Source organism: Krasilnikovia sp. M28-CT-15 (genome assembly GCF_047159595.1).
Taxonomy (GTDB): Bacteria; Actinomycetota; Actinomycetes; order Mycobacteriales; family Micromonosporaceae; genus Actinoplanes.
Genome location: NZ_BAAGAK010000001.1, coordinates 1,723,551 through 1,746,423, shown reverse-complemented (window position 1 = coordinate 1,746,423; position 22,873 = coordinate 1,723,551). Strand labels below are relative to the sequence as shown.

Annotated in this window: 22 protein-coding genes and 1 pseudogene; 15 read left to right on the top strand and 8 right to left on the bottom strand. The window is 72.7% G+C overall.

The window, feature by feature from the left end:
- Positions 1-8: 8 nt before the first annotated feature.
- Genes ACMCNO_RS08340 through ACMCNO_RS08330 form a run of 3 tightly spaced genes read left to right on the top strand, consistent with a single transcriptional unit; the run spans position 9 to position 4,086 of the window.
- Positions 9-1,919 (top strand): M20/M25/M40 family metallo-hydrolase, encoded by a 1,911-nt coding sequence (locus tag ACMCNO_RS08340; RefSeq protein ID WP_412748825.1) that lies wholly within the window; start codon positions 9-11, stop codon positions 1,917-1,919.
- A complete protein-coding gene (gene cysD / locus ACMCNO_RS08335) occupies positions 1,916-2,848 on the top strand; it encodes a sulfate adenylyltransferase subunit CysD (RefSeq protein ID WP_412748824.1) in 933 nt (310 codons plus the stop codon). Before ACMCNO_RS08340 ends, cysD begins: the two co-directional genes overlap by 4 nt.
- Complete coding sequence (locus ACMCNO_RS08330) at positions 2,848-4,086, top strand: sulfate adenylyltransferase subunit 1 (protein WP_412748823.1); 1,239 nt, start codon at positions 2,848-2,850, stop codon at positions 4,084-4,086. The genes cysD and ACMCNO_RS08330 overlap by 1 nt, the downstream gene beginning before the upstream one ends.
- A gap of 88 nt (positions 4,087-4,174) precedes the next feature.
- Here the strand turns inward: ACMCNO_RS08330 and ACMCNO_RS08325 are convergent, their stop codons facing one another.
- On the bottom strand, positions 4,175-5,044 hold the full coding sequence (locus tag ACMCNO_RS08325) for a LysR substrate-binding domain-containing protein (RefSeq protein WP_412748822.1): 870 nt from the start codon (positions 5,042-5,044) through the stop codon (positions 4,175-4,177).
- A 305-nt stretch (positions 5,045-5,349) separates the two neighbouring features.
- On the opposite strand from ACMCNO_RS08325, the gene ACMCNO_RS08320 reads away from it, so the two are divergent.
- The 3 genes from ACMCNO_RS08320 to ACMCNO_RS08310 are packed head-to-tail and all read left to right on the top strand — an operon-like array spanning position 5,350 to position 9,335.
- On the top strand, positions 5,350-5,520 hold the full coding sequence (locus tag ACMCNO_RS08320) for a hypothetical protein (RefSeq protein ID WP_412748821.1): 171 nt from the start codon (positions 5,350-5,352) through the stop codon (positions 5,518-5,520).
- Positions 5,521-5,529: 9 nt separating this feature from the next.
- On the top strand, positions 5,530-7,815 hold the full coding sequence (locus tag ACMCNO_RS08315; RefSeq protein ID WP_412748820.1) for a TOMM precursor leader peptide-binding protein: 2,286 nt from the start codon (positions 5,530-5,532) through the stop codon (positions 7,813-7,815).
- A gap of 11 nt (positions 7,816-7,826) precedes the next feature.
- Complete coding sequence (locus tag ACMCNO_RS08310) at positions 7,827-9,335, top strand: SagB family peptide dehydrogenase (RefSeq protein WP_412748819.1); 1,509 nt, start codon at positions 7,827-7,829, stop codon at positions 9,333-9,335.
- A 15-nt stretch (positions 9,336-9,350) separates the two neighbouring features.
- Here ACMCNO_RS08310 and ACMCNO_RS08305 read toward each other — a convergent pair.
- Positions 9,351-9,551 (bottom strand): annotated as a pseudogene (locus tag ACMCNO_RS08305) (response regulator transcription factor); the annotation flags it as partial.
- Between the two features lie 69 nt (positions 9,552-9,620).
- Here ACMCNO_RS08305 and ACMCNO_RS08300 point away from each other — a divergent pair.
- On the top strand, positions 9,621-9,776 hold the full coding sequence (locus ACMCNO_RS08300; RefSeq protein ID WP_412753918.1) for a hypothetical protein: 156 nt from the start codon (positions 9,621-9,623) through the stop codon (positions 9,774-9,776).
- 10 nt (positions 9,777-9,786) lie between these two features.
- Here the strand turns inward: ACMCNO_RS08300 and ACMCNO_RS08295 are convergent, their stop codons facing one another.
- The 3 genes from ACMCNO_RS08295 to ACMCNO_RS08285 all read right to left on the bottom strand — a co-directional run bounded on the left by ACMCNO_RS08295 (position 9,787) and on the right by ACMCNO_RS08285 (position 13,793).
- Positions 9,787-10,392, bottom strand: coding sequence for a DNA-binding response regulator (locus ACMCNO_RS08295; RefSeq protein ID WP_412748818.1), 606 nt, complete (start codon positions 10,390-10,392; stop codon positions 9,787-9,789).
- A 64-nt stretch (positions 10,393-10,456) separates the two neighbouring features.
- A complete protein-coding gene (locus ACMCNO_RS08290; protein ID WP_412748817.1) occupies positions 10,457-12,913 on the bottom strand; it encodes a sensor histidine kinase in 2,457 nt (818 codons plus the stop codon).
- 505 nt (positions 12,914-13,418) lie between these two features.
- On the bottom strand, positions 13,419-13,793 hold the full coding sequence (locus ACMCNO_RS08285; RefSeq protein WP_412748816.1) for a response regulator: 375 nt from the start codon (positions 13,791-13,793) through the stop codon (positions 13,419-13,421).
- Between the two features lie 239 nt (positions 13,794-14,032).
- Here ACMCNO_RS08285 and dhaK point away from each other — a divergent pair, with 239 nt between their 5' ends.
- The 6 genes from dhaK (at position 14,033) to ACMCNO_RS08255 (ending at position 19,591) form a co-directional block, all read left to right on the top strand.
- Positions 14,033-15,034, top strand: a complete 1,002-nt coding sequence (gene dhaK / locus ACMCNO_RS08280) for a dihydroxyacetone kinase subunit DhaK (RefSeq protein ID WP_412748815.1) — start codon at positions 14,033-14,035, stop codon at positions 15,032-15,034.
- Entirely contained in the window at positions 15,034-15,678 is a 645-nt protein-coding gene (dhaL, locus tag ACMCNO_RS08275) for a dihydroxyacetone kinase subunit DhaL (protein ID WP_412748814.1), read from the top strand. Before dhaK ends, dhaL begins: the two co-directional genes overlap by 1 nt.
- Before the next feature lie 5 nt (positions 15,679-15,683).
- A complete protein-coding gene (gene ptsP, locus ACMCNO_RS08270) occupies positions 15,684-18,221 on the top strand; it encodes a phosphoenolpyruvate--protein phosphotransferase (protein ID WP_412748813.1) in 2,538 nt (845 codons plus the stop codon).
- Positions 18,222-18,408: 187 nt separating this feature from the next.
- Positions 18,409-18,927, top strand: a complete 519-nt coding sequence (locus ACMCNO_RS08265) for a hypothetical protein (protein ID WP_412748812.1) — start codon at positions 18,409-18,411, stop codon at positions 18,925-18,927.
- A 156-nt stretch (positions 18,928-19,083) separates the two neighbouring features.
- Positions 19,084-19,296 (top strand): dodecin, encoded by a 213-nt coding sequence (locus tag ACMCNO_RS08260; protein ID WP_412748811.1) that lies wholly within the window; start codon positions 19,084-19,086, stop codon positions 19,294-19,296.
- Between the two features lie 28 nt (positions 19,297-19,324).
- Positions 19,325-19,591: an acylphosphatase gene (locus ACMCNO_RS08255; protein ID WP_412748810.1), complete on the top strand. Its 267-nt coding sequence runs from the start codon at positions 19,325-19,327 to the stop codon at positions 19,589-19,591.
- Between the two features lie 3 nt (positions 19,592-19,594).
- On the opposite strand, the gene ACMCNO_RS08250 is transcribed toward ACMCNO_RS08255, so the two are convergent.
- Complete coding sequence (locus ACMCNO_RS08250; RefSeq protein WP_412748809.1) at positions 19,595-20,530, bottom strand: aldo/keto reductase; 936 nt, start codon at positions 20,528-20,530, stop codon at positions 19,595-19,597.
- Between the two features lie 74 nt (positions 20,531-20,604).
- On the opposite strand from ACMCNO_RS08250, the gene ACMCNO_RS08245 reads away from it, so the two are divergent.
- Entirely contained in the window at positions 20,605-20,967 is a 363-nt protein-coding gene (locus tag ACMCNO_RS08245; protein ID WP_412748808.1) for a MerR family transcriptional regulator, read from the top strand.
- Here the strand turns inward: ACMCNO_RS08245 and ACMCNO_RS08240 are convergent.
- Positions 20,946-21,125 (bottom strand): hypothetical protein, encoded by a 180-nt coding sequence (locus ACMCNO_RS08240; protein WP_412748807.1) that lies wholly within the window; start codon positions 21,123-21,125, stop codon positions 20,946-20,948. The genes ACMCNO_RS08245 and ACMCNO_RS08240 overlap by 22 nt on opposite strands.
- Before the next feature lie 328 nt (positions 21,126-21,453).
- A complete protein-coding gene (locus ACMCNO_RS08235; RefSeq protein ID WP_412748806.1) occupies positions 21,454-21,879 on the bottom strand; it encodes an NUDIX hydrolase in 426 nt (141 codons plus the stop codon).
- A gap of 363 nt (positions 21,880-22,242) precedes the next feature.
- Here ACMCNO_RS08235 and ACMCNO_RS08230 point away from each other — a divergent pair, with 363 nt between their 5' ends.
- Entirely contained in the window at positions 22,243-22,746 is a 504-nt protein-coding gene (locus ACMCNO_RS08230) for a CAP domain-containing protein (RefSeq protein WP_412747879.1), read from the top strand.
- Positions 22,747-22,873: the final 127 nt, after the last annotated feature.

The following is a 22,873-nucleotide window of genomic DNA, read 5'->3' as shown; positions in this document are numbered from 1 at the left end:
GAGTGATCATGTCCGTACTCGGTGAGGTCGCCGGGACCCATCAGGCGGCGCTGTACGTCGTCAAGGTGGGCAGCGCCAGCCTCGAGCACAGCAACGTCTTCGACGAGATCGCGGTGATCCGGCGGCGCGGGGCCCGGGTGCTCGTGGTGGCGGGCGGGGCGGCCGGGATCGCCCGGCACTACGCGGAGCTCGGCCGGCCCATGCGCACACTGGAACTGCGCAACGGCGACGAGGTCCGGTACTGCCCGCCGGACGAGATGGCGCACATCGTGGCCGCGTACCGGCGGGTCACGCTGCCCCGCGTGCAGCAGGCCCTGGCGGATCGCGGGCTGGTCGCGTTCACCGCGGTCGCCGCGGACGGCGACCTGGTCCGGGCCCGGGCCAACCCGCCGCTGCGGGCGGTCCGCGACGGGCGGCTCACCGTGGTCCGCGACCACCGGGCGGGCACGGTGGCGGACGTGGCCGCGGACCGGCTGCGGCTGCTGCTGGCGGCGTACGACGTGGTGTGCCTGAGCCCGCCCGTCGGCGACGTGGACGACGGCGGGCCGCTCAACGTGGACGCCGACGTGCTGGCCGCCGAACTGGCCAACGCCCTGGACGCCGACCATCTGCGGCTGGTCACCGGCACCCCCGGCCTGCTCGGGGATCCGGACGACCTGAGCAGCCGGATCCCGGACGCGCTGCCCGGCGACGGTGCCCCACTCGCCAAGGGCCGGATGCGGCAGAAGGTGCGCGCCGCCGAGATCGCGCTGACCGGGGCGGCCGACGTGGCGATCACCGGCCCGCACATGCTGGCCCCCGCCTCCGGCACCCGGTTCTGGCGGACCGCGGCTCCGGGTGCGGACCTGGAACTGCTGGGCCGGGCGGTGGAGATCTCCTCGGTGTCACGCGACGAACAGGAACTGGCCGAGTACCTGATGGACTGGTGCACCGGGCACGGCGTGGACGCGCACATCGACGCCGCGGGCAACCTCGTCGCCACCCGCGGGCACGGTCCACGCCGCCTGCTGCTGCTGGGCCACCTGGACACCGTGCCGTACCGGTGGCCCGCCGGATGGGACGGCGACACCCTGTCCGGGCGCGGCAGTGTCGACGCCAAGGGCAGCCTCGTGACGTACCTGGAAACCCTGGTGGAGCTGGCCATCCCGGACGGGGTGCAGGTCCGCGTGGTCGGCGCGGTGCAGGAGGAGAACACCGCAGCGGGCGCGTTCTTCGCCCGCGACCGGTACCCGGCCGACGCGGTGATCGTGGGCGAGCCCAGCGGCTCCGGCGCCCTGACCGTCGGCTACTACGGCCTGCTGAAGGTGCGGCTGGAGCTGTCCCACCCGGTGGGGCACACCGCCGGGCAGGGCGTCAGCACCGCCGCCGACCAGTTGGTGACGGTCCTGGCCGGGCTGCGCGAGCGGATCGCGGACACCGCCCCGGACGCGCTGCTGGCGGTGCTGGGCATCCACGCGGTCAACGGCGGCGACCGGCAGCGCGGCGAGGCCGTTCTCGACGTACGGGTGCCGCCCGGCACCGACCTGACCGGCCTGGCCGCGGTGCTGGCCGGGGCGGCGGCGCCCGCCACCGCGCAGGTGCTGCGCGCCACCCCCGGCGTGCTCACCGCCCGCAGCACCGCGCTGGTGCGGGCGTTCTCCCGGGCGTTCCGGGCCGACGGGATCGCACCGCGGTTCCTGGCCAAGAAGGGCAGCAGCGACATGAACACCCTGGCCACCACGTGGCCGGGGGTGCCGATGGTCGCGTACGGGCCCGGGGACGCCGCGCTGGACCACACCCCGGACGAGCGGATCGAGGCGGGCGAGGTGCGCCGGGCCCGCGACGTGCTGGCCCGGGCGGTCACCGAGTGGATGTACGACGGGACGCCGCCGCCCGGCGGGTGGCCGGTCACGGCCCGTGAAGAGAGGACCCTGCGATGACGACGATGGCTGTCCGGGCCGGGACGGCGCGCCCGTCCCGGCTCTCCCACCTGGACGTGCTGGAGGCCGAGGCGGTGCACATCCTGCGGGAGACCGCGGGCCAGTTCACCCGGCCGGTGCTGCTGTTCTCCGGCGGCAAGGACTCCGTGGTGATGCTGCACCTGGCCATGAAGGCGTTCGCCCCGGCGCCGGTGCCGTTCGAGCTGCTGCACGTGGACACGGGGCACAACTTTCCGGAGGTGCTGGCGTACCGCGACGAGGTGGTGGCGCGGGGGCGGCTGCGGCTGCACGTGGCGTCGGTGCAGGACCACATCGACCGGGGGCTGCTGGCCGACCCGCCGGGCGGCACCCGCAACCGGTTGCAGACCGTGCCGCTGCTGGAGGCCATCGAGTCGAACAGGTTCGACGCGGTGCTCGGCGGCGGGCGCCGCGACGAGGAGAAGGCCCGGGCGAAGGAACGGGTGTTCTCGCTGCGCGACGAGTTCGGCGGCTGGGACCCGCGCCGCCAGCGCCCGGAGTTGTGGAGCCTGTACAACGGCCGCCACCACCCGGGCGAGCACCTGCGGGTGTTCCCGCTGTCGAACTGGACCGAGCTGGACGTGTGGCAGTACATCGCCCGGGAGGGCATCGATCTGCCGTTGTTGTACTACGCGCACGAGCGGGAGGTGTTCCGGCGCGGCGGCATGTGGCTGGCCGCCGGGCAATGGGGCGGCCCGAGGCCGGGCGAGCCGGTGCAACGCCGCACGGTGCGCTACCGCACGGTCGGGGACATGTCGTGCACCGGGGCGGTGGACTCGCGCGCCGCCACGGTGTGGGAGGTGATCGACGAGATCGCCGCGTGCCGGGTCACCGAACGCGGCGCGACCCGCGCCGACGACCAGGCGTCCGAGGCGGCCATGGAGGATCGCAAACGGGAGGGGTACTTCTGATGCCGACGTCGTTGCTACGCGTCGCCACGGCCGGTTCCGTGGACGACGGCAAGTCCACCCTGGTGGGCCGCCTGCTGTACGACTCGAAGTCCGTCTTCGCCGACCAGCTCGCCGCGGTCGAGGAGGCGTCGCGGCGCCGCCACGGCGCGGGCGCCGCCGACCTGGCCCTGCTCACCGACGGGCTGCGCGCCGAGCGGGAGCAGGGCATCACGATCGACGTGGCGTACCGGTACTTCGCCACCCCGAAGCGGCGCTTCATCCTCGCCGACACCCCGGGGCACGTGCAGTACACCCGCAACATGGTCACCGGGGCGTCCACCGCGGAGCTGCTGATCCTGCTGGTCGACGCGCGCAAGGGCATCGTGACCCAGACCCGGCGGCACGCCGCGGTGGCGGCGCTGCTGCGGGTGCCGCACGTGGTGCTGGCGGTGAACAAGATGGACCTGGCCGGCAACGACGAGGCCACGTTCGCGGCGATCGCCGCCGAGTTCGCCACCCTCGCCGAGAACCTGAGCATCGGTACGGTCACGGCGATCCCGGTGTCCGCCGCGACCGGCGACAACGTCGCCACCCCCGCCGACACCATGCCCTGGTACGGCGGCCCCACGATCCTGGAGCTGCTGGAGACCGTCCCCTCCGGCGACGACCCGGCCGAGTCGCCGATGCGCCTGCCGGTCCAGTACGTGATCCGCTCGGGCGGCCACCGCGCGTACGCGGGCCAGCTCGCCAGCGGGGTGCTGCGGGTCGGCGAGCGGGTGACCGTGCTGCCCGAGTGCCGCAGCACCACCGTGGCCGCCATCGACCTGCTCGGCACGAGCGTGCCGCTGGCGTGGGCCCCGCAGTCGGTGTCCATCCGGCTGGCCGACGACCTGGAGGTCGGCCGGGGCGCCCTGATCGCCCCCGCGCACGCCGCCCCGGAGCCGGTGTGCGAGGTGCGGGCCACGGTGTGCCAGCTCGACGAGCGCGCGTTGCGGGTCGGTGAGCAGGTGGAGCTGCGCCACGGCACCCGCAGCGTGCCCGCGGTGGTGCAGGACATCGAGCCCAGCCCGGAGCTGGGCGACCTGAGCTGCGCGCCCGGCGCGGACCGGCTGGCGGTCAACGAGATCGGCCGGGTGCTGCTGCGCACCGATCGGCCGGTCGCGCTCGACACGTACGCGGCGTCGCGGCTGACCGGGTCGTGCCTGCTGGTCGACCCGGACGGCGGCGCCACCCGCGCCGCTGGCATCGTGGTCACCTGACCTACGGGGCGGCCGCCGCGTCGAGGCGCGGCCGCGCGTGCACCAGCTCGTCGAATGAGGGTTCGAGTCGTCACCCCGACTCGAACCCTCATTCGGCGAACGGGTACCCGTGCAGCGCGTTCTGCAGGGCCCGGCGGGCGCTGCGCACGAAACCGACCGCGGTGGCGCCGCTGGAGACCGCCATGGTGACCGGGATCGGGCCGGGCGGCTCGGGCAGGTCCAGGTGCGCGGTGCGGGGCAGGTCCCACAGCTCGTCACCGTTGGCGATCAGGCACGCGACGCCCATGCCCGCCTTGGTGGCGGCGCGCAGGCCGACCAGTTCGGAGCCTTCGTAGCCGACCCGCCACGGCACCTCGGAGGCGTTGAGCACCTCGACGATGCGCCGCCGCATCGTGCACGGCTCCGTGAACAGGGTCAGCGGCAGGGCACCCTTGCCGTGCGCGGGCTGGCCGAACCAGTCCATCCGGATGCGGCCCAGCTCGTGGCTGGTCGCGGTGCGCTGGGGGCGCGGTTGCAGCAGCAGCGCCAAATCCAGGTGCCCGCTGGCGACCTGACCCTCCAGGGACTCGCTCAGGCCGGTACGCACGCTGATCCGGGCCTGCGGCATGCCGTGGGTGAGGGAACGCAGGATCTCCGGGAGCACGTCGGCGAGCTGATCGCCCACCCCGATGGACAGCCGCATGTGCCCGGCCGGGGGCATGAACCGGTCCACGGCCTCGTCGTTGAGGGCGACGAGGCGGCGCGCGTACCCGAGCAGTTCCTCGCCCTGCGGGCTGAGCCGCAGATCCCGGCCGGTGGACAGGAACACCGGGCCTTTCAGGAAGCTGCCGAGCTGGCGAATCTGCTGGCTGACCGCTGGCTGGGTGATGTGCAACGCCTCGGCCGCTTTCCGGAATCCGCCGAGTTCGACGACCGTGACCAGGGCGCGCAATCTGTTTATCTGCAGATCGTAGTACATGGGATCCTCTATCCGAGCCTTGGCAAAATGGGCGCGATACTCCCGCCGCCGATTTGATCGGCGCCGAAACACGACTGCGAAAATGTCGGCTAATTGACGGTTGTCCGTGCCGGGAGCTGCCCAGACGGGCAAATCGACATCGGGTGCCGACGATGGTATCCCGCGCCGGTGCCGCTCTTATACACACCGCACCATCGGTCGGACGTGAAATCTTCACATCCGATTGATGCGACAGACACTATCGCGAAGGGGTGGTATTCCCGCAGGATTTCGCTAGCCAATCGAGAAACGAGGGAGGAATCCCAATGAACACTTTGACCGATTACCTCGTCACCGTCGCCGAGCAGGACGGACCGGCCCGCGACTTCGGCACCGGGACGCTCGTCGCGGAGACCGGCCCGCGCGCCGGCGAGCTGCTGATCGAGGACCTCGACCACCCGAAGGCCGCCACCGCGGCCTGGACCTTCTGCATCTGAGCCGCCGCCATGGACGGCGTCACGTCACCCCTGATCGGCTTCAAGCGCCACCTGCGGGCCGCCGAGGTCCCGGGCGAGGCCGTATACCTGACCTCGGACCGGGGCACCGTCGCGGTGTCCGGCGGCCAGATCGAGGTCCTCGCCCCACTGCTGGACGGCACCCGCAGCCTCGCCGACGTGCAGCGGGAGACCGCGTCCGTCATCCCGCCCGACCGCCTGGGGCAGCTGCTGACCAGCCTCACCGCGGCGAACCTGATCGGCCGCCGCCGCCCGGAAACCGCGGACACCGACGCGGCCGCCGAGGCGTACTGGGATCTGGCCGGACTGGACGCGGACGACGCGCTCGCCGCGCTGACCGCCAGTCCGGTCCGGCTGCTGGCGCTCGGCGGCGTCGACCCGGCGGCCACGGCCGAGGCGCTGCGCGCCCTCGGGCTCACCGTGGTCGCCGACGACGACGCCGCGGTGGCCTTCACTCTCGTCCTGTGCGCCGACTACCTCGACCCCGGCCTGGACCGGATCAACGCCGCCCACCTCGTCACCGGCCGCCCGTGGCTGCTGGCCAAGCCGACCGGCGTCGACGTGTGGCTGGGCCCGGTGTTCCAGCCCGGCGGCCCGTGCTGGAGTTGCGTGGCCACCCGGCTGCGCGGCCGCCGCCGCGGCGCGGCCTGGCTGGGCAGCGTCGGCGGGGGCGCGGAGGGTCCCGGCGGCGCGGCGGATCTGCCGGAGGTGTCGCTGCCGCTGACCCGTGCGCTGGGCCTGCACCTGACCGCGCTGGAGGCCACGAAGTGGCTGGCCGGGTGGCGCGACGACCGGCAGGACGCACTGTGGACCTGGGACACCCTCACGCTGGCGGGGGTGGCCCACCCGGTGCGGCGGCGCCCCCAGTGCCCCGCCTGCGGCGACCCCGACCTGGTGACCAGACACGTACGCAGGCCGGTCAAGCTGGTCACCCGGCCCAAGGCCATGAAGGCGGCCGAGGTGGGCAACGGGCACCGGGCACTGACCGCCGAGCAGATGTGGGACCGCTACCGGCACCTGGCCGACCCGCTGACCGGCATCACCGACCCGATCCGGCGCGACAGCCGGGGCCCCGCGTTCCTGCATGCGTACGTCTCCGGGCCGAACCTGGCCGTCACCGCCGGCAGCATGCCCGCCATGCGGGCCGGGCTGCGCCAGCAGGCCGGCGGCAAGGGCAGCACCGACCTGGAGGCCCGCGTCGGTGCGCTGTGCGAGGCGGTCGAGCGGTACTGCGGTTCCCGGCTGGGCGACGAGCCGACCCTGCGGGCCAGCTTCCGTGAACTCGGGGAGTGGGCGGTACACCCGGACACCTGCCAGCTGTTCGACCCCCGCCAGTACCGCGACCGCGCCGGGTGGAACGCCCGGTCGATGCCGTTCCAGCAGGTGCCGGAGCCGTTCGACGACCACGAGGTGCTGGACTGGACCCCGGTCTGGTCGCTGACCGAATCCCGCCACCGGCTGCTCCCCACCGACCTGCTGTACTTCCGCCGCGACGGCCACCGCGCGCTGCGCGCCACCTCCAACGGCAACGCGGCCGGGGCCAGTCTCGAGGACGCCGTCGTGCAGGGCACCCTGGAGCTGATCGAACGCGACGCCGTCGCGCTGTGGTGGTACAACCGCACCCGGCACGCCGCGGTGGACCTGGACTCCTTCTACGACCCGTGGCTCACCCAGCTGCGCGAGCAGTACGCCGGAATCGGCCGCGAATTCTGGGTCCTCGACGTCACGGCCGACCTCGGGGTGCCCGTGATGGCCGCGGTATCCCGCCGGGTGGACAAGCCCGCGCAGGACCTCATGCTCGGCTTCGGCGCCCACCTCGACCCGCACGTGGCGCTACGCCGGGCGCTGACCGAGCTGGGCCAGCTGCTGCCCGCCGTGGCCGGGGCCCGCCCGGACGGCTCCGGGTACGACGAAAGCTCACCGCACCTGCGGCACTGGTGGCGACACGCCACCGTGGACAACCAGCCGTACCTGACACCCGATCCGGCCCAGCCGCCCCGCGACCGCGCCGGGTACGGCTACCAGCCGCACGCCGACCTGCACGCCGACCTGCGGCACCTGACCGGCCTGGCGGCCGAGCGCGGGCTGGAGGTGCTGGTCCTCGACCAGACCCGCCCGGACGTCGGCATGCCGGTCGCCAAGGTCGTCATTCCGGGGCTGCGCCACTTCTGGGCCCGGTTCGCCCCCGGCCGCCTGTTCGACGTGCCGGTGCGGCTGGGCCGGCGACCGGCACCGATCGCGTACGAGGACCTGAATCCCGTTCCGCTATTCCTCTGAGGAGTACGACGATGGCCGTCTCCGACCCCCACCACGACGAGGCCAGGCCGCGTTTCCCGCTGTGGTCGTTCCGCGAGGACGTGTACCTGGAGACGACCGACCCGCCCGCCGAGACCGTGGTGGTGCACAGCCGGTGGGAGGACACCACCCTGCCCCGGCCCCGCCCCGCGGTGCTGGAGGCGATGCGCCGGATGAGCCTGGGCCCGATCTCGCTGGACAACGTCATCCGCGACGCCACCGACCAGCGGCAGCTGTCCGAGCTGCTGGAGCAGGTGCCGCACCTGGTGGTCCGCTCGTTCGGGGCGGACCCGGAGCAGCCGCTGGTCTCCGTCGTCCCGCTCACCCCGCAGGCCCGGTTCCGGCTGCCCACCCGGCCGCTGACCGAGCCGGTACGGATGTCGCGGTTCGCGCTGATCCGCAGCGACGGCAGCAGCTACGTGATCGAGTCCCCGCTGTCGCTGCACCGGGTGATCCTGCACCGGCCGGAGGCGATGGCTCAGCTCGGCCCGCTGATCCGCCCCGTGGACCCGGGCCGCGTCGACCCGGCCACCCTGGTCCTGATCCACCACCTGATCGCGGCCGGGATGGTGGTGGAGGCGGCCAGCTCGGACGCGTTTCGCCCGGCCGAGTTCGCGGAGGACTCCGATCCGGTGCTGGCCACGTGGCAGCCGGTCGACCTGATGTTCCACACCCGCTCCACGCTGGGCCGCCACGACCACGACTTCGGTGCCACGTACCCGATGGGTGAGCGGGCCAACGTGGAGCCCGCCGTCAAACCGCCGTCGACCCGGCACCCGATCCGGCTGGCCCGCCCGAAATGGGAGGACCTGATCGCCGGGGACGCGCCGCTGACCGTGGCGATCGAGGGGAGCCGGCCGAACCGGCGCTACACCACCGAGCCGGTGACCGTGGATCAGCTCGGCGAGCTGCTGTACCGCACCGCCCGGGTGCGGTCGCTGGGCGGCACCGCCGACGAGGTGGGCGGCACCACCGACGCCAGTGACCGCCCGTACCTGGCCGGTGGGGACTCGTACGAGCTGGAGGTGTACCTGACCGTGGACCGGTGCGCGGGCCTGGATCGCGGGGTCTACCACTACGACCCGCTCGGCCACGCCCTGGAACCCATCGAGGTGCGGGCGGCGGACGTGGACGAGCTGCTCGGCACGGCCCGGGTGACCGCCAACCTGAGCGCCGAGCCGCCCGCGCTGCTCACCCTCACGGCCCGGTTCCGGCGCCTGTCCTGGAAGTACGACGGGCTGAGCTACTCGCTGGTCCTGAAGAACGTGGGCGCGCTGACCCAGACCCTGATGCTGGTCGGCACCGCCATGGGACTGGCGACGTGCCGGCTGGACAGCGGTGACGTGGAGGCGTCCCCGCGGGTGTTCGGGCTGGACTGGCGGGCCGAGTCCACGGTGGGCGAGTTCGTGGTCGGGCATCCGGCGCGGCGGCCCGAGGAGCCGGGACGCTGGCCGGTCAACGACGCGGACTGGCCGGCCCGGGCCCGCACCGGCCTGCCCTGAGCCACCCGGACACGGTCACACCTGGCCGGCGTCGTGCACCATGAGCGCGACCTGGACCCGGTTGTTGAGCTGCAGCTTCGTCAGCAGCCGCGAGACGTGGCCCTTGACTGTGGCCACCGTCATGCCCAGCTCGGCCGCGATCTCCCCGTTGGACCAGCCGCTCCCCACCCCGAGGGCCACCTCCCGCTCACGCTCGGTCAGCGCGGCCAGGCGGGTGCGCGCCCCGGCCCGCCGTCGCTCCCCCGCCTCGATATCCCGGTCTATTTCATCCAGGGTGGACGCGAGATGCGCAGCCTGGCGGTGCTGTTCGACCAGTGGTACCGAACGTTGCAGGCCCCCCGCAAACACCTCGACGTGGTCGACACGGCCGGGCACAACGTGATCTTCGAGGAGCCGGACAGGTTCGTCGCGGCCCTGGACCGGATCCTGGCCGACGGTTAGGACCCGGCGCCTAGATCCAGCCGGCCTCGGTGGCGATGCGGATCGCGTCGACCCGGTTGCGGGCGTTGAGCTTCGTGACGATGCGGGTGAGGTAGTTGCGCACCGTACCGACGGACACGTGCATCACCGCGGCGATCTCCGGTGGCTCCGCCCCGCCCGCGGCCAGCCGCAGCACCTGGATCTCCCGCCCGGACAGCGGGATCTCCCCCACGTCCCAGGCGGACACGGCCAGTTGCGGGTCGACGATGCGCCGCCCGGCGGCCACCTCGCGGACCGCCTGGGCGAGGCGTTCCGGCGGCGCGTCCTTGAGCAGGAAGCCGGACACGGAGACGGACATCGCGCGGCGCAGGGTGCCGGGGCGGCCCATGCCGGTCAGGATCAGGGTCTTGCAGCGCGGCAGCTTGGTGTGCAGCTCCGCGGCGGCCGACAACCCGTCCACCACGGGCAGGTCGACGTCGATGATGGCCACGTCCGGCTGGGTCTCCAGGGCCACCGGCACGATCTTGTCGCCGCTGCTGACCTGCGCCACGACCGTGAGGTCCGACTCCATGTCGAGCAGGGCGACCAGGGCGCCGCGGACCATGTGTACGTCCTCCGCCAGCAGGATCCTCAGCACCGGCGACTCCCCTCCCGTGATCGGCTCAGGTACGACAGGCGGCCCTCGGCACCGCGCCCGCCCATCACGCGACCCAACTCGCCGGCGCCGGCACCGTCACGGGCACGGCCGCGGTGAGCCGGAACGTGGCGCCGTCCGCCGCCGCGCTCACCCGGCCGCCGATCGCCGAGAGCCGCAACACCAGGTCGCCGAGGCCCGTGGCGCCGTGCAGGTCCGGCGCGGGCCCGTGCGGGACGCCGTCGTTGCGGACCTCCAGGCGCACGGTCGCGGCCCCGCCGCTGACCACCTCGATGGCGCACACCGCCGCGTCGCTGTGCCGCAGGACGTTCGTGGCCGCCTCCCGCAGCACCAGGGCCAGTACGGCGTCCACCTCGTCGGGCACCTGGTCGGCCCGGCCCACCACGCGCACGTCGATCCCCGCGGCGGACAGGGTGGACACCGCGAAGCTCAGCTCCGCGGCGAACGACATGTGCCGGTACCCGCTGGCCGCCGCGCGCACGTCGGCGACCGCCCGCCGGGCCGTCTCCAGCACCTCGGCGACCTCGTCCTTGGCCCGCTGCGCCGAATCGGGCAGCGCCCGGTACGCCAGCTCACTCTTGGCGATCATCGCGGACAGGTTGTCGCCGAGCGCGCCGTGCAGGTCCCGGGCGACCCGCAGCCGCTCCTGGGTCACGGCCAGCCGGGCGACCTCCTCCCGGACCCGGGTCACCCGGGCGACCAGGCCGGACAGCGAGCTGATGCCGTAGACCACCAGGCCGGTGAGCATGGTGGAGATGACCAGGTACGCGGTCTGCTGCGGAGTGTTGTGGTGGGCCAGGGCCAGCGCCAGCACGGTGATCCCGATCGCGCCGTATCCGGCCCACCGCCACCATCCGGGCACCACCAGCAGCACCGAGCCCGCCAGGAATCCGCCCATCGAGCCCCACGGCGCGGGGATCCACAGCAGCGGCAGCGCGGTCGTCACCACCTGCACCGCGATGACCGCGCCGCCGACCAGCGACCGGTGCGGGCCGGGCGCCCAGAACGCCAGCACGAGCTGGGCGCACACCTGCGCCGCCATGCAGCCCGCGAACGCCAGCCACGCCGTCCCGCTCGGCGCCAGGGGCAGCACGTTGACCATGATGAGCAGCCCGTACCCGGACAGCACCAGCACCGTGATCAGCCGGGCCATGCGCAGGTGCCACGGCGGCCCGGCCGCGTCAGCCGGGCCGTCGGGCCCGCCCGGCTCGGCGGGGCTGAGACGCTCCGGATCGGTACGGACCCGTTCGGCGGCGGGCAGCGGGGCGCGGGCCAGCAGGCGGAAGCACTCCCCGTCGGCCCGGGTGGTGAGCCGCCCGCCGACGCCCGCCAGCCGTCCGCTGAGGTTCGCCAGCCCGGAGCCCCCGCCCGCGCCCCCGCCGCCACCGGCCGTACCGGACAGGCCGTCGTTGTCGACGCGCAGCAGTACCTCGTCGCCGTCCACCACCGCCTCGACGTGGCACCACCGCGCCTTGCAGTGCCGCAGCACGTTGGTGGCGGCCTCGCGCAGCACGATGGCCAGGACGGTGTCGACCCGCTCCGGCAGACCTTCGGGCGGCGGTGGCGCGGACACCTCGATGTCGGCGGCGGTGAGGATGGACCGGGCCGTGGCCAGTTCGGCGGCCAGCGAGAGCGGGCGCAGGCCGCCCGCGACGACCTGCACGTCGGCCAGCGCCCGGCGGGCCACCTCCGACGTGTCGAGGATCTGCTGGCGGGCCTTGTCGGTGGCCCCGGGCAGCAGCCGGTACGCCAGCTCGCTCTTGAGCACGATCGCGGAGACGTTGAAGCCGAGCAGGTCGTGCAGGTCCCGGGCGACCCGCAGCCGTTCGCGGGCCACCGCCATGCGGGCGAGTTCGCCGCGCGCCGCGAACATCACTCCGACGAGGACCGCGAGGGAGCTGACGCTGTACACCATCAGGCCGGTCAGCAGCGTGACGTAGACGCTGTACGTGACGTCGACCGCGTCCAGGTGGGGGTAGGAGACGACGAGGACCCCCGCGCCGACCGCGGCGAACAGCAGCCAGCGCACCCGCCCGGGCACGGCCAGCAGCATCGACCCGGCCAGGAAGCCCGCGGTGGACCCGGCCTGCGGTCCGATCCAGGCGAACGGCATGAACGTCGCCACCCCCTGAGCGCTCACCGTGAGTACCCGCCGCCGGGCGGGCCAGTTCAGTACGTCCGCGGTGGAGTGGGCGTACTGGAGCAGGAACGCGGCCGAAAGGCAGGCCGCGAACGCGAGGAACGGCAGGCCCCGGGAACCGTCGCGCCAGACGAAGATCAGCGCGTTGACGACGTACCCGAAAAGCACCGCGGTGATGATCGCGCGCGCGACGCGGGGTGCGGCCGGGCCCCCCGTGCGGGCGTGGCCGTCGCGGGGGTCTGTGCCCCAGTCGATTCGGTGCGCGTCATCGACGGCGCCCGCATCCCGGCCCCGCGGCACGTGTCCCGCGGTCCCGGTGCGCTGCTCCGCGCGCTCAGGGCTCCGCGGGCGGTCTGCATTCACGGTTCCCCCCGCTTGCGCACCAGCCCATTCCGGCGGCGACGCCACAGTCGTGGGCCCCCGCCGGTTTCCACCTGCAGGCCAAGCTTCACGGGCGGCAAAGACGAGTGTCAAGATGAGAACGGACAGTACAGATGACCGGGAAATACAATCCGTACCCCCCATGGCGCGACTCGCGACCGGACAACGCTTCTGTCCCGGTTGACCGTTACGGCGCCATATCACCGGTACCGGGCGGCCATTACCGTGCAGTCTGGTAGGTATAGTCCGAATCGCGAACGCGCATGTTCGGCCGACGGAAATGCATTCCTGACCACGGAACGGTCGGAAGTACTCCAGTCGGATTTCCGCGCCCCGCGACGCGTGTTCGGACGTGCGACATTGACATCCATCAACGGGGCGCCGGGCCTGGAATTGATCGCGGACCGGGCCGGCCGGGACCATTCGGGGCCGCAAAGACAGCACCGCCCCGTCCCGGGGCGGGACGAGGCGGCCAGGTGGACGGGCGTCAGGGGCTGATGAGGCCGAGATAGGCCAGCTTTTCCTTGATGATCTCGGGGGTGAACGGCTTGAGCACGTACTCGTGGGCGCCGGCCGCCAGCGCCCGCACCATCTGACTGTGCTCGCTCTCGGTGGTCACCATCATCATGCACATGTCGCGCAGCGGCGGGATCTTGCGCACGTGGCGAATCAGCTCCAGGCCGTCCATGACGGGCATGTTCCAGTCGACCAGCGCGACATCCGGCACGGAGGGGATCTCCATCAGCAGGTCCAGGGCTTCCTGCCCGTTGCCCGCCTCGTACACCGCGAATCCCAATCCGCTCACGATCCGGCGCAGGATGCGTCGCATCGTGCCCGAGTCGTCAACCACCAGGGCCAGCATGAGCCCGCCTTTCGCCGTGACCGGAGGCAACGAACTCCCATCGGCCCCGGCCGGGACCACATGAGCGGAACCAACGCCGACCGGCCGACTACTACCCCCCGTGTTGTCTGGCTCACTCCACCGTAGCGACAAAGCCGGGCAAACATCCCTCCCCGCTCCCGCGCCGCTCCCCTGCGCCCGGCGTAACTTGTGGGGTGGTCAGGTCCCCTCCGTCCCGTACCTCCCGGCGAGGAGCATGGATGCGCAAGCTCATCAACGACCCGGCGACGGTGGTCGCCGACGCGCTGCACGGCATCGCGGCCGCCCATCCGGACCTGCGGGTGGACCACGAGCAGCGCGTCGTCCTCCGCGCCGATGCGCCCGTACGGGGCAAGGTCGGGCTGGTCTCCGGCGGCGGGTCGGGGCATGAACCGCTGCACGCCGGTTTCGTCGGCCCCGGCATGCTCGACGCCGCGTGCGCGGGCGAGATCTTCACCTCCCCGGTGCCGGATCAGATGGTGGCCGCGACCCGGGCGGTCGACGGCGGCGCCGGGGTGCTGCACATCGTCAAGAACTACACCGGCGACGTCATGAACTTCGAGATGGCGGCCGAGATCGCACAGGCGCAGACCGGGGCGGAGATCCTCTCGGTGGTCACCGACGACGACGTCGCGGTGCAGGACAGCCTGTACACGGCAGGACGCCGGGGCGTCGGCGTGACCGTCCTGCTGGAGAAGATCGCGGGTGCCGCGGCAGACCAGGGCCGGCCCCTGGCCGAGGTCGCCGACCTCGCCCGCCGGGTCAACGCGCACGGCCGCAGCATGGGGGTGGCGCTCAGCTCGTGCACCGTCCCGGCCGCGGGCAAGCCCACCTTCGACCTGCCCGACGGCCAACTGGAGCTGGGCATCGGCATCCACGGCGAGCCGGGCCGCCACCGGGTCCCCGCCGCACCCGCCCGCGAGATCGCCGAGATGCTGGTCGCCCCGATCCTCGCCGACCTCGACTTCACCGGCGGCGACGGGGTGATCGCGTTCGTCAACGGCATGGGCGCCACCCCACTCATCGAGCTGTACGTGATGTACCGGGAGGTCGCGTCGATACTGGCCAAGGCCGGGATCCCGGTGGCCCGCAGCCTCGTCGGCCCGTACATCACCAGCCTGGACATGGCCGGCTGCTCCGTCACCCTGCTCAGGGCCGACGACGAGCTGCTGCGGCTGTGGGACGCGCCGGTCCGTACCCCGGCGCTGCGCTGGGGCGCCTGATGACCGACGAGATCGACGCCGCGGCGCTGACCGCGTGGATGCGCGAGTTCGCCCACCTGGTAGCGGACAACCGGGAGCTGCTCACCGAACTCGACGCGGCGATCGGGGACGCCGACCACGGGTCCAACCTGGACCGTGGCATGACCGCGGTGCTCGCGACATTGGCCGCCGAGGCGCCCGGCACCCCGGCCGCACTGCTGAAACGCACCGGGATGACCCTGGTCAGCACGGTCGGCGGCGCCAGCGGCCCGCTGTACGGGACCGCGTTTCTGCGGATGGCCGCGGCGGCCGCCGACACCGCGGCCCTGGACGCGCCGGGATTCGCCGCGGCCCTGCGGGCCGGTCTCGACGGGGTGGTCGCCCGCGGCAAGGCCGTGGCGGGCGACAAGACGATGTACGACGCGCTGGCCCCCGCGGTCGACGCGCTCGAGTGCGCCGTGGCGGGCGGGCAACCACTGGGCGAGGCGCTGCCCGCCGCGCTCCGAGCCGCCGAGCAGGGCCGGGACGCGACCATCCCGATGGTCGCCCGCAAGGGCCGCGCCAGCTATCTCGGCGAGCGCAGCGCCGGGCACCAGGATCCGGGCGCCACCTCCGTCACCCTGCTGGTCGCCGCCGCGGCAAGCACCCTGGCCACCGGAGCCTGAGCCCGGTGGTCGGTCTCGTGGTGGTCTGCCACAGCCGCGCCCTGGCCCGCGCCGCGGTAGCCCTGGCGGCGCAGATGGTGCCCGAGCGGGCCGTACCGATCGAGGTCGCTGCCGGTCTGGACGAGACCACGTTCGGTACGGACGCGGTCGCCATCACGGCCGCGATCGCCGCCGCCGACCACGGCGACGGGGTGGTCGTACTCATGGATCTGGGCAGTGCCGTGCTCTCCGCCGAGCTTGCCGTGGAGATGCTCGACGACGGCCTGCGTGACCGGGTCGTGTTGTGCCCGGGGCCGCTGGTCGAGGGGCTGGTGTCCGCCATGGTCGCCGCGGCGGGCGGGGCCGGGCGCGCCGAGGTCGCAGCCGAGGCCACCACGGCCCTCGCGGGCAAACAGACCCACCTCGCAGCTCCGAACCAGGACTCTTCACCAAACCAGGCCCGCCCTGTCACGAGCGGTACGCGCGTGTCGAGCGGCACGTTCACTGTGGCCGATCCGCATGGGCTGCATGCGCGACCGGCCGCCCGGCTGGTCACTCTGGTCCGAGCGTTCGATGCCGATGTGCAGGTCCGCGACCGGGACACCGGGTCGCCGTGGGTGCCCGCGTCCAGCCTGTCCCGGGTGGCCACCCTCGGTGCTCGGGCGGGACACCGGATCGAGGTCCGCGCATCCGGCGCGCAGGCGCGGCAGGCCGTCGACCAGATCGTGGCGCTGGCCGCCCGCGCCTTCGACGAGCCCACCCCCATCGCACCGGCGCCGGTGGACGCGACCGCCGCCGGCGACGCGACCGAGATGCCCGCTGACGAGATGCGCGGGCAGGCGGCCTCGCCCGGCATCGGGGTCGGTCACGCCTGGCATCCGGAGCAGATCGCGCCGGCCCTCCCCGACCTCCCCGCGCAGGATTCCGGCACCGAACGGCACCGGATCGAGGACGCCCTCGCGACGGTGCACCAGGAGCTGCGCGCGCTCCGCGCCGCCGCCGCCCGCGATGCGGGGGACGCCGCTGCGCAGATCTTCGACGCGCATCGGCTGCTGCTCGACGACGCCGAGCTGCTCGACGACGTACGTGACCGGATCGACCGCGGTTCACCCGCTCCTCAGGCATGGGCCGCCGCGGCCGAGCGGATCGCGGCCGGGTTCGACGCGCTGCCCGACCCGTATCTCAGCGCCCGGGCGGCGGACGTGCGCGCGGTCGCCGCGCAGGTGCTACGCGCCCTGCTCCGGACGACCGGTGCCGCGCCGCCCGACGCCGTGCCGCCGGACGCCGGGGTGCCCGATGCCGGGGTGCCCGATGCCGGGACGCCCGATGCCGGTGTGCTGATCGCCGCCGACCTGACACCCGCCGAGGCCGCCACGCTCGATCCCGCCCTGGTCGCCGGGGTGCTGCTCGGGTTCGGCAGCCCCACCGGGCACGGCGCGATCCTGGCCCGCGCCCGCGGCATCCCGGCCGTCGTCGGCCTCGGCGCGGCTGTCCTGGCCGTGCCCACCGGAACGCCGGTCGCTCTGGACGGCAGCACCGGGGAGGTGGCGGTCGCACCGTCCGGCCCGGTGCTGGCGTCGTTCCGGCGGCGGGCCAGCGAGTTCGGGGCGCGCCGGGAGCGCGCGGCGGCCCGCGCGGCGGCACCGGCCGTGACCCGGGACGGGGTGAGCGTCGCCGTGGGCGCGAACGTGGGGTCGGTGGCCGAGGCGCGGGCTGCCGCGGCGGGCGGCGCGGACCTGGCGGGCCTGGTGCGCACGGAGTTCCTGTTCGCCGGGCGCGACGCGGCGCCCGGCGCCGACGAGCAGGAAGCCGCCTACCGGGCGGTCGCGGAGGCGTTCGGCGGGCGGCGGATCACCGTACGGACTCTGGATGCGGGCGGCGACAAGCCCCTGCCGTACCTGCCCGTGGCGGTCGAGGCGAACCCGTTCCTGGGGGTACGCGGCATCCGGCGTGCACTGGCGCATCCGGCGCTGCTGGCGCAGCAACTGACGGCGATCGTCCGGGTCGCCCGGGGCACCCCGGTCAGCGTCATGTTTCCCATGGTGAGCACGGTGGACGAGGTGGTGCGGGCACGGCGGCTGCTCGACGACGCCCTCGCCCGGGCGGGTGGGAAGCGGCCCGCCGGGCTGCGCGTCGGCATGATGGTGGAGGTCCCGGCGGCCGCGCTGAAGACCGCTGCGTTCGTGCCGTACGTGGACTTCCTCAGCATCGGCACGAACGACCTGACCCAGTACGCCCTGGCTGCCGAGCGCGGCAATCCGGCCCTGGCGTCCCTGGCCGACCCGCTGGATCCGGGAGTGCTGCGGTTGATCGATGCGGTGTGCCGCGGCGCGGGTGGGCGGGTCCACGTCGGCGTGTGCGGGGAGGTCGCCGCGGACGAGACCGCGGTGCCGCTGCTGGTCGGGCTCGGCGTGCGGGACCTGAGCGTGGCGCCGCCCGCCGTGCCGATCGTGAAGGAGGCCGTACGCGGGACCGTCCTGGACCGCGCGGCCGCCACCGCGACGCGGGCCTTGGCCGTCGCGGACGCCGCCGCCGTGCGCGCGCTGCTTGCCGCGAATCACTGAGGACGCCGGCAGGACGCCGATCGGCCTGTGCGGGACGGGACCTTCGGCCCGGGCCGGACAGGCCGCAATGCATCTCCGGCGCCCCCGGGCACCGGTCGATCTGTCGGGTGTCAAGCCAACAGGCAGGGCGCAGGAGCAGGAGAGGGGCAGGGCAATGCTGAAGTCGCGGAAGATCGCTAGCGTACTGATGGCTCTGGTCGGGGCCGGGATGGTCGCAGCGGGTCCGGTGCTGGTGTACGAGGGCGTGCACGGTCAGGGCATGATCAAGAATGAGCTGAAGGCTCAGGAGATCGCGTTCCCGGCGGACAAGGCTCAGCTTCCCGAGGCCCTCCAGAAGTACGCCGGCCAGCACGTCACCACGGGCAGCGACGCGAAGGCGTACGCCGACCTGATCGCCACCCACGTCGCGAAGGCCACCGGCGGCAAGACCTACTCCGAGGTCTCCAGCGAGTGGATCGCGGGCGGCCGCAAGGACGAGCAGCTCGGACAGGCACGGCAGACCGCCTTCATGGGCGAGACCCTGCGTGGTTCCCTGATGAGCGCCTACCAGGCCGAGCAGGTCACCTGGCTGGTCATCGCGCTGGGCGCGCTGTTCATCGCGCTCGGGGCAGTGCTCGGGGTGACCGCCTTCAGCCTGCGTACCCGCAAGATCGTGGTGCCGTCCTCGCCTGAGGCACTGGTGGGCGAGCACCTGCCCGTCAGCTGACACCACGCACCAGCAACGAGGGCCGCTCACGGGGGCGGCCCTCGTTTTTTGGGTACGCCGTCCCCGGGTCTTGTCCGCCCGGCGAGCATCCGGCCACATACCGGGGTGGACGGGACGATAATGAGCGGGACATCGTTTCGTGACGAGGGGGACGGGATGAGTTCCCACACCTATCGGGTAACCGAGATCGTCGGCAGTTCACCCGACGGACTCGACCAGGCCATCCGCAACGGCATTCAGCGGGCCTCGCAGACTCTGCACAACCTCGACTGGTTCGAGGTGACGGAGATCCGCGGCCACCTGGAGGACGGCGAGATCGGCCACGTCCAGGTGACCATGAAGGTCGGCTTCCGGCTCGACGACACCTGACCGCCGCACCCGCCGGTACGGTGACCTCGTGGTCCGTACCCGGGTCGTGGTCTCCGGCGAGGTGCAGGGCGTCTACTTCCGCGACACCTGCCGCCGGACGGCCGCGCAGCACGGCGTCACCGGCTGGGTCCGCAACCTGCCCGACGGCCGGGTGGAGGCCGTCTTCGAGGGCGATCCGGAGGGCGTCGAGGGCCTGGTGGCCTGGGCGCGGCGGGGACCGTCGCGGGCCACGGTCACCGCGATGACGGTCCACGACGAGCCGGTCGAAGGGCTGACCACGTTCGAGATCCGCTGATCGCTACCGCGCCGCGTCGAGGCGGGCCCGCAGTTCCGGCCCGAGCTTGAGATCAGCGGCGTCCATCACCTCGTCGAGACGGTCGAGGGTGCTGGCGCCGACGATCGGGCAGATCGCCGGGTCGCCGCCGAGCAGCCACGCCAGCACGACCTGATTGCGGGTGACACCCAGCTCCCGCGCCACCTCGGCGAGGGCCGCCAGGCTGCGGGTCGTGCCGGGATGCTCGTATGCCTCCTCCAATGGCCGGTCCGCGCGGCCATACCCCCCGTTCAGCAGCGTCGAGTACGCCCAGAGCGCGAGCTCCGGGTCAGCGCGCACATAGTCCAGCGTCTCGGGGAAGACCAGCCGGTGCGACGTCGCCGCCAATTCGGCGCCCGGGCGCGGCTGCACGTACGTGTAGCGCAGTTGCAGTGCGCTCCACCCCGGAACGCCGCGCGCGGCGGCGAGGCCGCGGGCGCGCTCGACCCGCCACGCCGGGGTGTTCGACGCGCCGAGGCGGCGCGCCCTGCCCTCGGCCACCAGGTCCGCGAAGACGCCGACCGTGTCGGCCAGCGCCACCGACCGGTCCTCGATGTGCGCCCAGTACATGTCGACGTGGTCGACGCCGAGCCGTCGCAGGCTCGCGTCCAGGGCCGCGCGCACCACCGGCGGGGACAGACCCTCGGGCGCGTCCAGCCCCCGGGTGGCGTCCGTGGGCTGCGCGCCGGCCTTGGTGCTGAGCAGGATGCGCTCCCGCATGCCCGGCCGCGCCGCCAGCCACCGGCCGATCACCTGCTCGCTCTGGCCACCGAAGCCGGAGGGATGCAGCCAGAACGCATAGTTGTTCGCGGTGTCGATCCACCGGCCACCACGCTCCACGAAACGGTCGAGCAGGGCGAAGGAATCCGCCTCACCGATCCGGGTACCGAACAGCATCGCTCCGAGCACGATCTCAGCCATGCCGACGATCCTGATACCTGGTGCGCACTCCAGGTCAAGCGGCCGATGTGGATGCCGCTGGAAGAATCGGTGTCATGTCGTCCTTCCACACGCCCGGCGAGGCCGCGCACCGGACCGGCCTCAGCCTGGACACCTTGCGCTACTACGAACGGATCGGCCTGCTGGCCGGGGTCGGCCGCACGCCGGGCGGGCAACGCAAGTACAGCGACGACGACATCGGGTGGCTGGAGATCCTGCGCTGCCTGCGGGAGACCGGGATGCCGATCCAGCGGATGCGGGAGTACGCCGAGCTGTGCCGGGTCGACGACAGCATCGCCGCGCGCGTCGAGCTGTTGGAGGCGCATGACCGCGACGTTCGCCGGCACATCGCGACCCTGCAGGCACAGCGCACCCACCTGCAACAGAAGATCGCCTACTACCGCGCCGTCCGTTCGTGACCGCAGACCGCGATCCCGGCGGTCCTGAGGAACGCCCTGAGGGTGTCGGCGAGGGCGGGGAGCTTGTCGTCCTCCACGAAGGCGTAGCCGCGATCGGCTAGCCAGTCGGCGACCTGCTCGGCAATATCCATCAGTGGATCCTTGTTCTCGACATCCACGGCGTGATCCCCCTCGAAAGCGAACGGCTGGGTGCGAGTTAGACCGACAGGATGCGGTGCAGACAGTTGGCAGGTAGACAAGTCCCTGGGTGACAGGTTGCCAACCCCGGCAGGGCAGGTTGAGTGGGCGCACCCAGATGACTCCCATAGTTACGGGCGAACCACCGCCAACAACCGCAACACCGCCGCCTGCCCCAACGGGGCGGAGAGCAGCTGGGCAATCTCTGAAGAGTTCTGGTCAGGATCTGACCCGAACTCTTCAAGATCTGTCCGCCGAACGAGGTGTGGCAGAGGGCTGGAGGTACGTCCTCGCTCCCAAGAGGCCGCCTCAGGGATCACGCAGCAGGGTGGCCAGGCCGTCCGGATACAGCGGGCTGTCGGGGGTGAAGCTGCTCAGCGCCCGCCACATGACCTTCGTCCCGGCGTCGTCGAGAATCTCGCCGACGATGTCCCGCTCGTAGAGAGCCTGGTCGGCGAGCCGGCAGCCGAATATGAACGCGATCTCGTGCCCATCCCGGCCGAACCCATGGAAGATGTTCTCCATCACGCCCAGCTGACGCACGTCGAGAAGATCGACGCCGAGTTCCTCGCGCAGTTCGCGACGTACGGCCGACTCCGCCGTTTCGCCGAACTCGATGCCGCCGCCCAAGGGCCGGTAGAACCTCTGATTCTTCGTCGGGTCGTAGTGCTCGAAGACGAGCAGATCCTCACCGCGGCGTGGCACGGCAAGCGCGATCGAGCGGATTGACGGCATCCGCCGAAGCTACCCAAGCGTCAGCCGGGCAGACACCTCAAATCCGAGGGTGACGCACCGTGCAATCGCGCCGCCCCGGGTTGTCGCGCCGCCTCGTGCTCTCGCGCCGCCTCCGGTTTTCGCGCCGCCCCTGCAGTCGCACCGCCGCAAAGGCGGGGCTGGCTCGCCGTGGCCGCTTGTGATCCTGGCTGGGTGGCCGTCTGGGCGGGTGTTTGAGGGCCGGTTCGTGGTGCCGGCTGGCTGAAAGTATGAGCTGCAACCGGTAGGCAACTCGCGCGGACCCGGGTGCGCACCGCAGGACCCCGAATCTTCTTCATGTGACCGGCTGACAGGGCCGGGCCAGATGACCGGGGGAGATGGACTGTGGGTCGCAAGACGGTGCGCAAGGTTGTGACGACGGTGGGTGTGCTGCTGGCTTCCGCGGGTGCTTCGGTGGCCGCCCTGTCGGTGAGCACGGCGCCGGCGCAGGCTGCCGGGGTGGCGCCGGTGACGTTGCAGTCGCAGCTGGTGTCGTTGACCAACAGCACCCGGGTCCGGGCGGGGTGTAAGCCGATCCGGGTGGACGCCCGTCTGCTGGCCGCGTCGCGGGGGCACAGCGCGTACCAGGCGCGGACCCGGAAGATGTCGCACATCGGGGCGAACGGGTCGACGTTCGTGACCCGGGCCCGCGCGGCCGGGTACGCGTACCCGCAGAGTGAGAACGTGGCGTACGGCTACGCGACCGCGTCGGCCACGATGAGGGCGTGGATGGCCAGCCCCGGTCACCGGGCGAACATTGTGAACTGCAAGGCGAAGTCGATGGCCGTGGGTGTGGTGTACGCCAGCAACGGCGTCCCGTACTACACCCAGATGTTCGGCTGGACCTGATCCCCCACCAGCTCCCACAAACCCTGAAACGGCCTGGCCGGCACGCGACAACGCGCGCCGGCCAGGCCGCTTTCGTGGGCTCGCACCCACGGCTACCCGGTTTGTGGACTGGAGCACCCGCGATGTG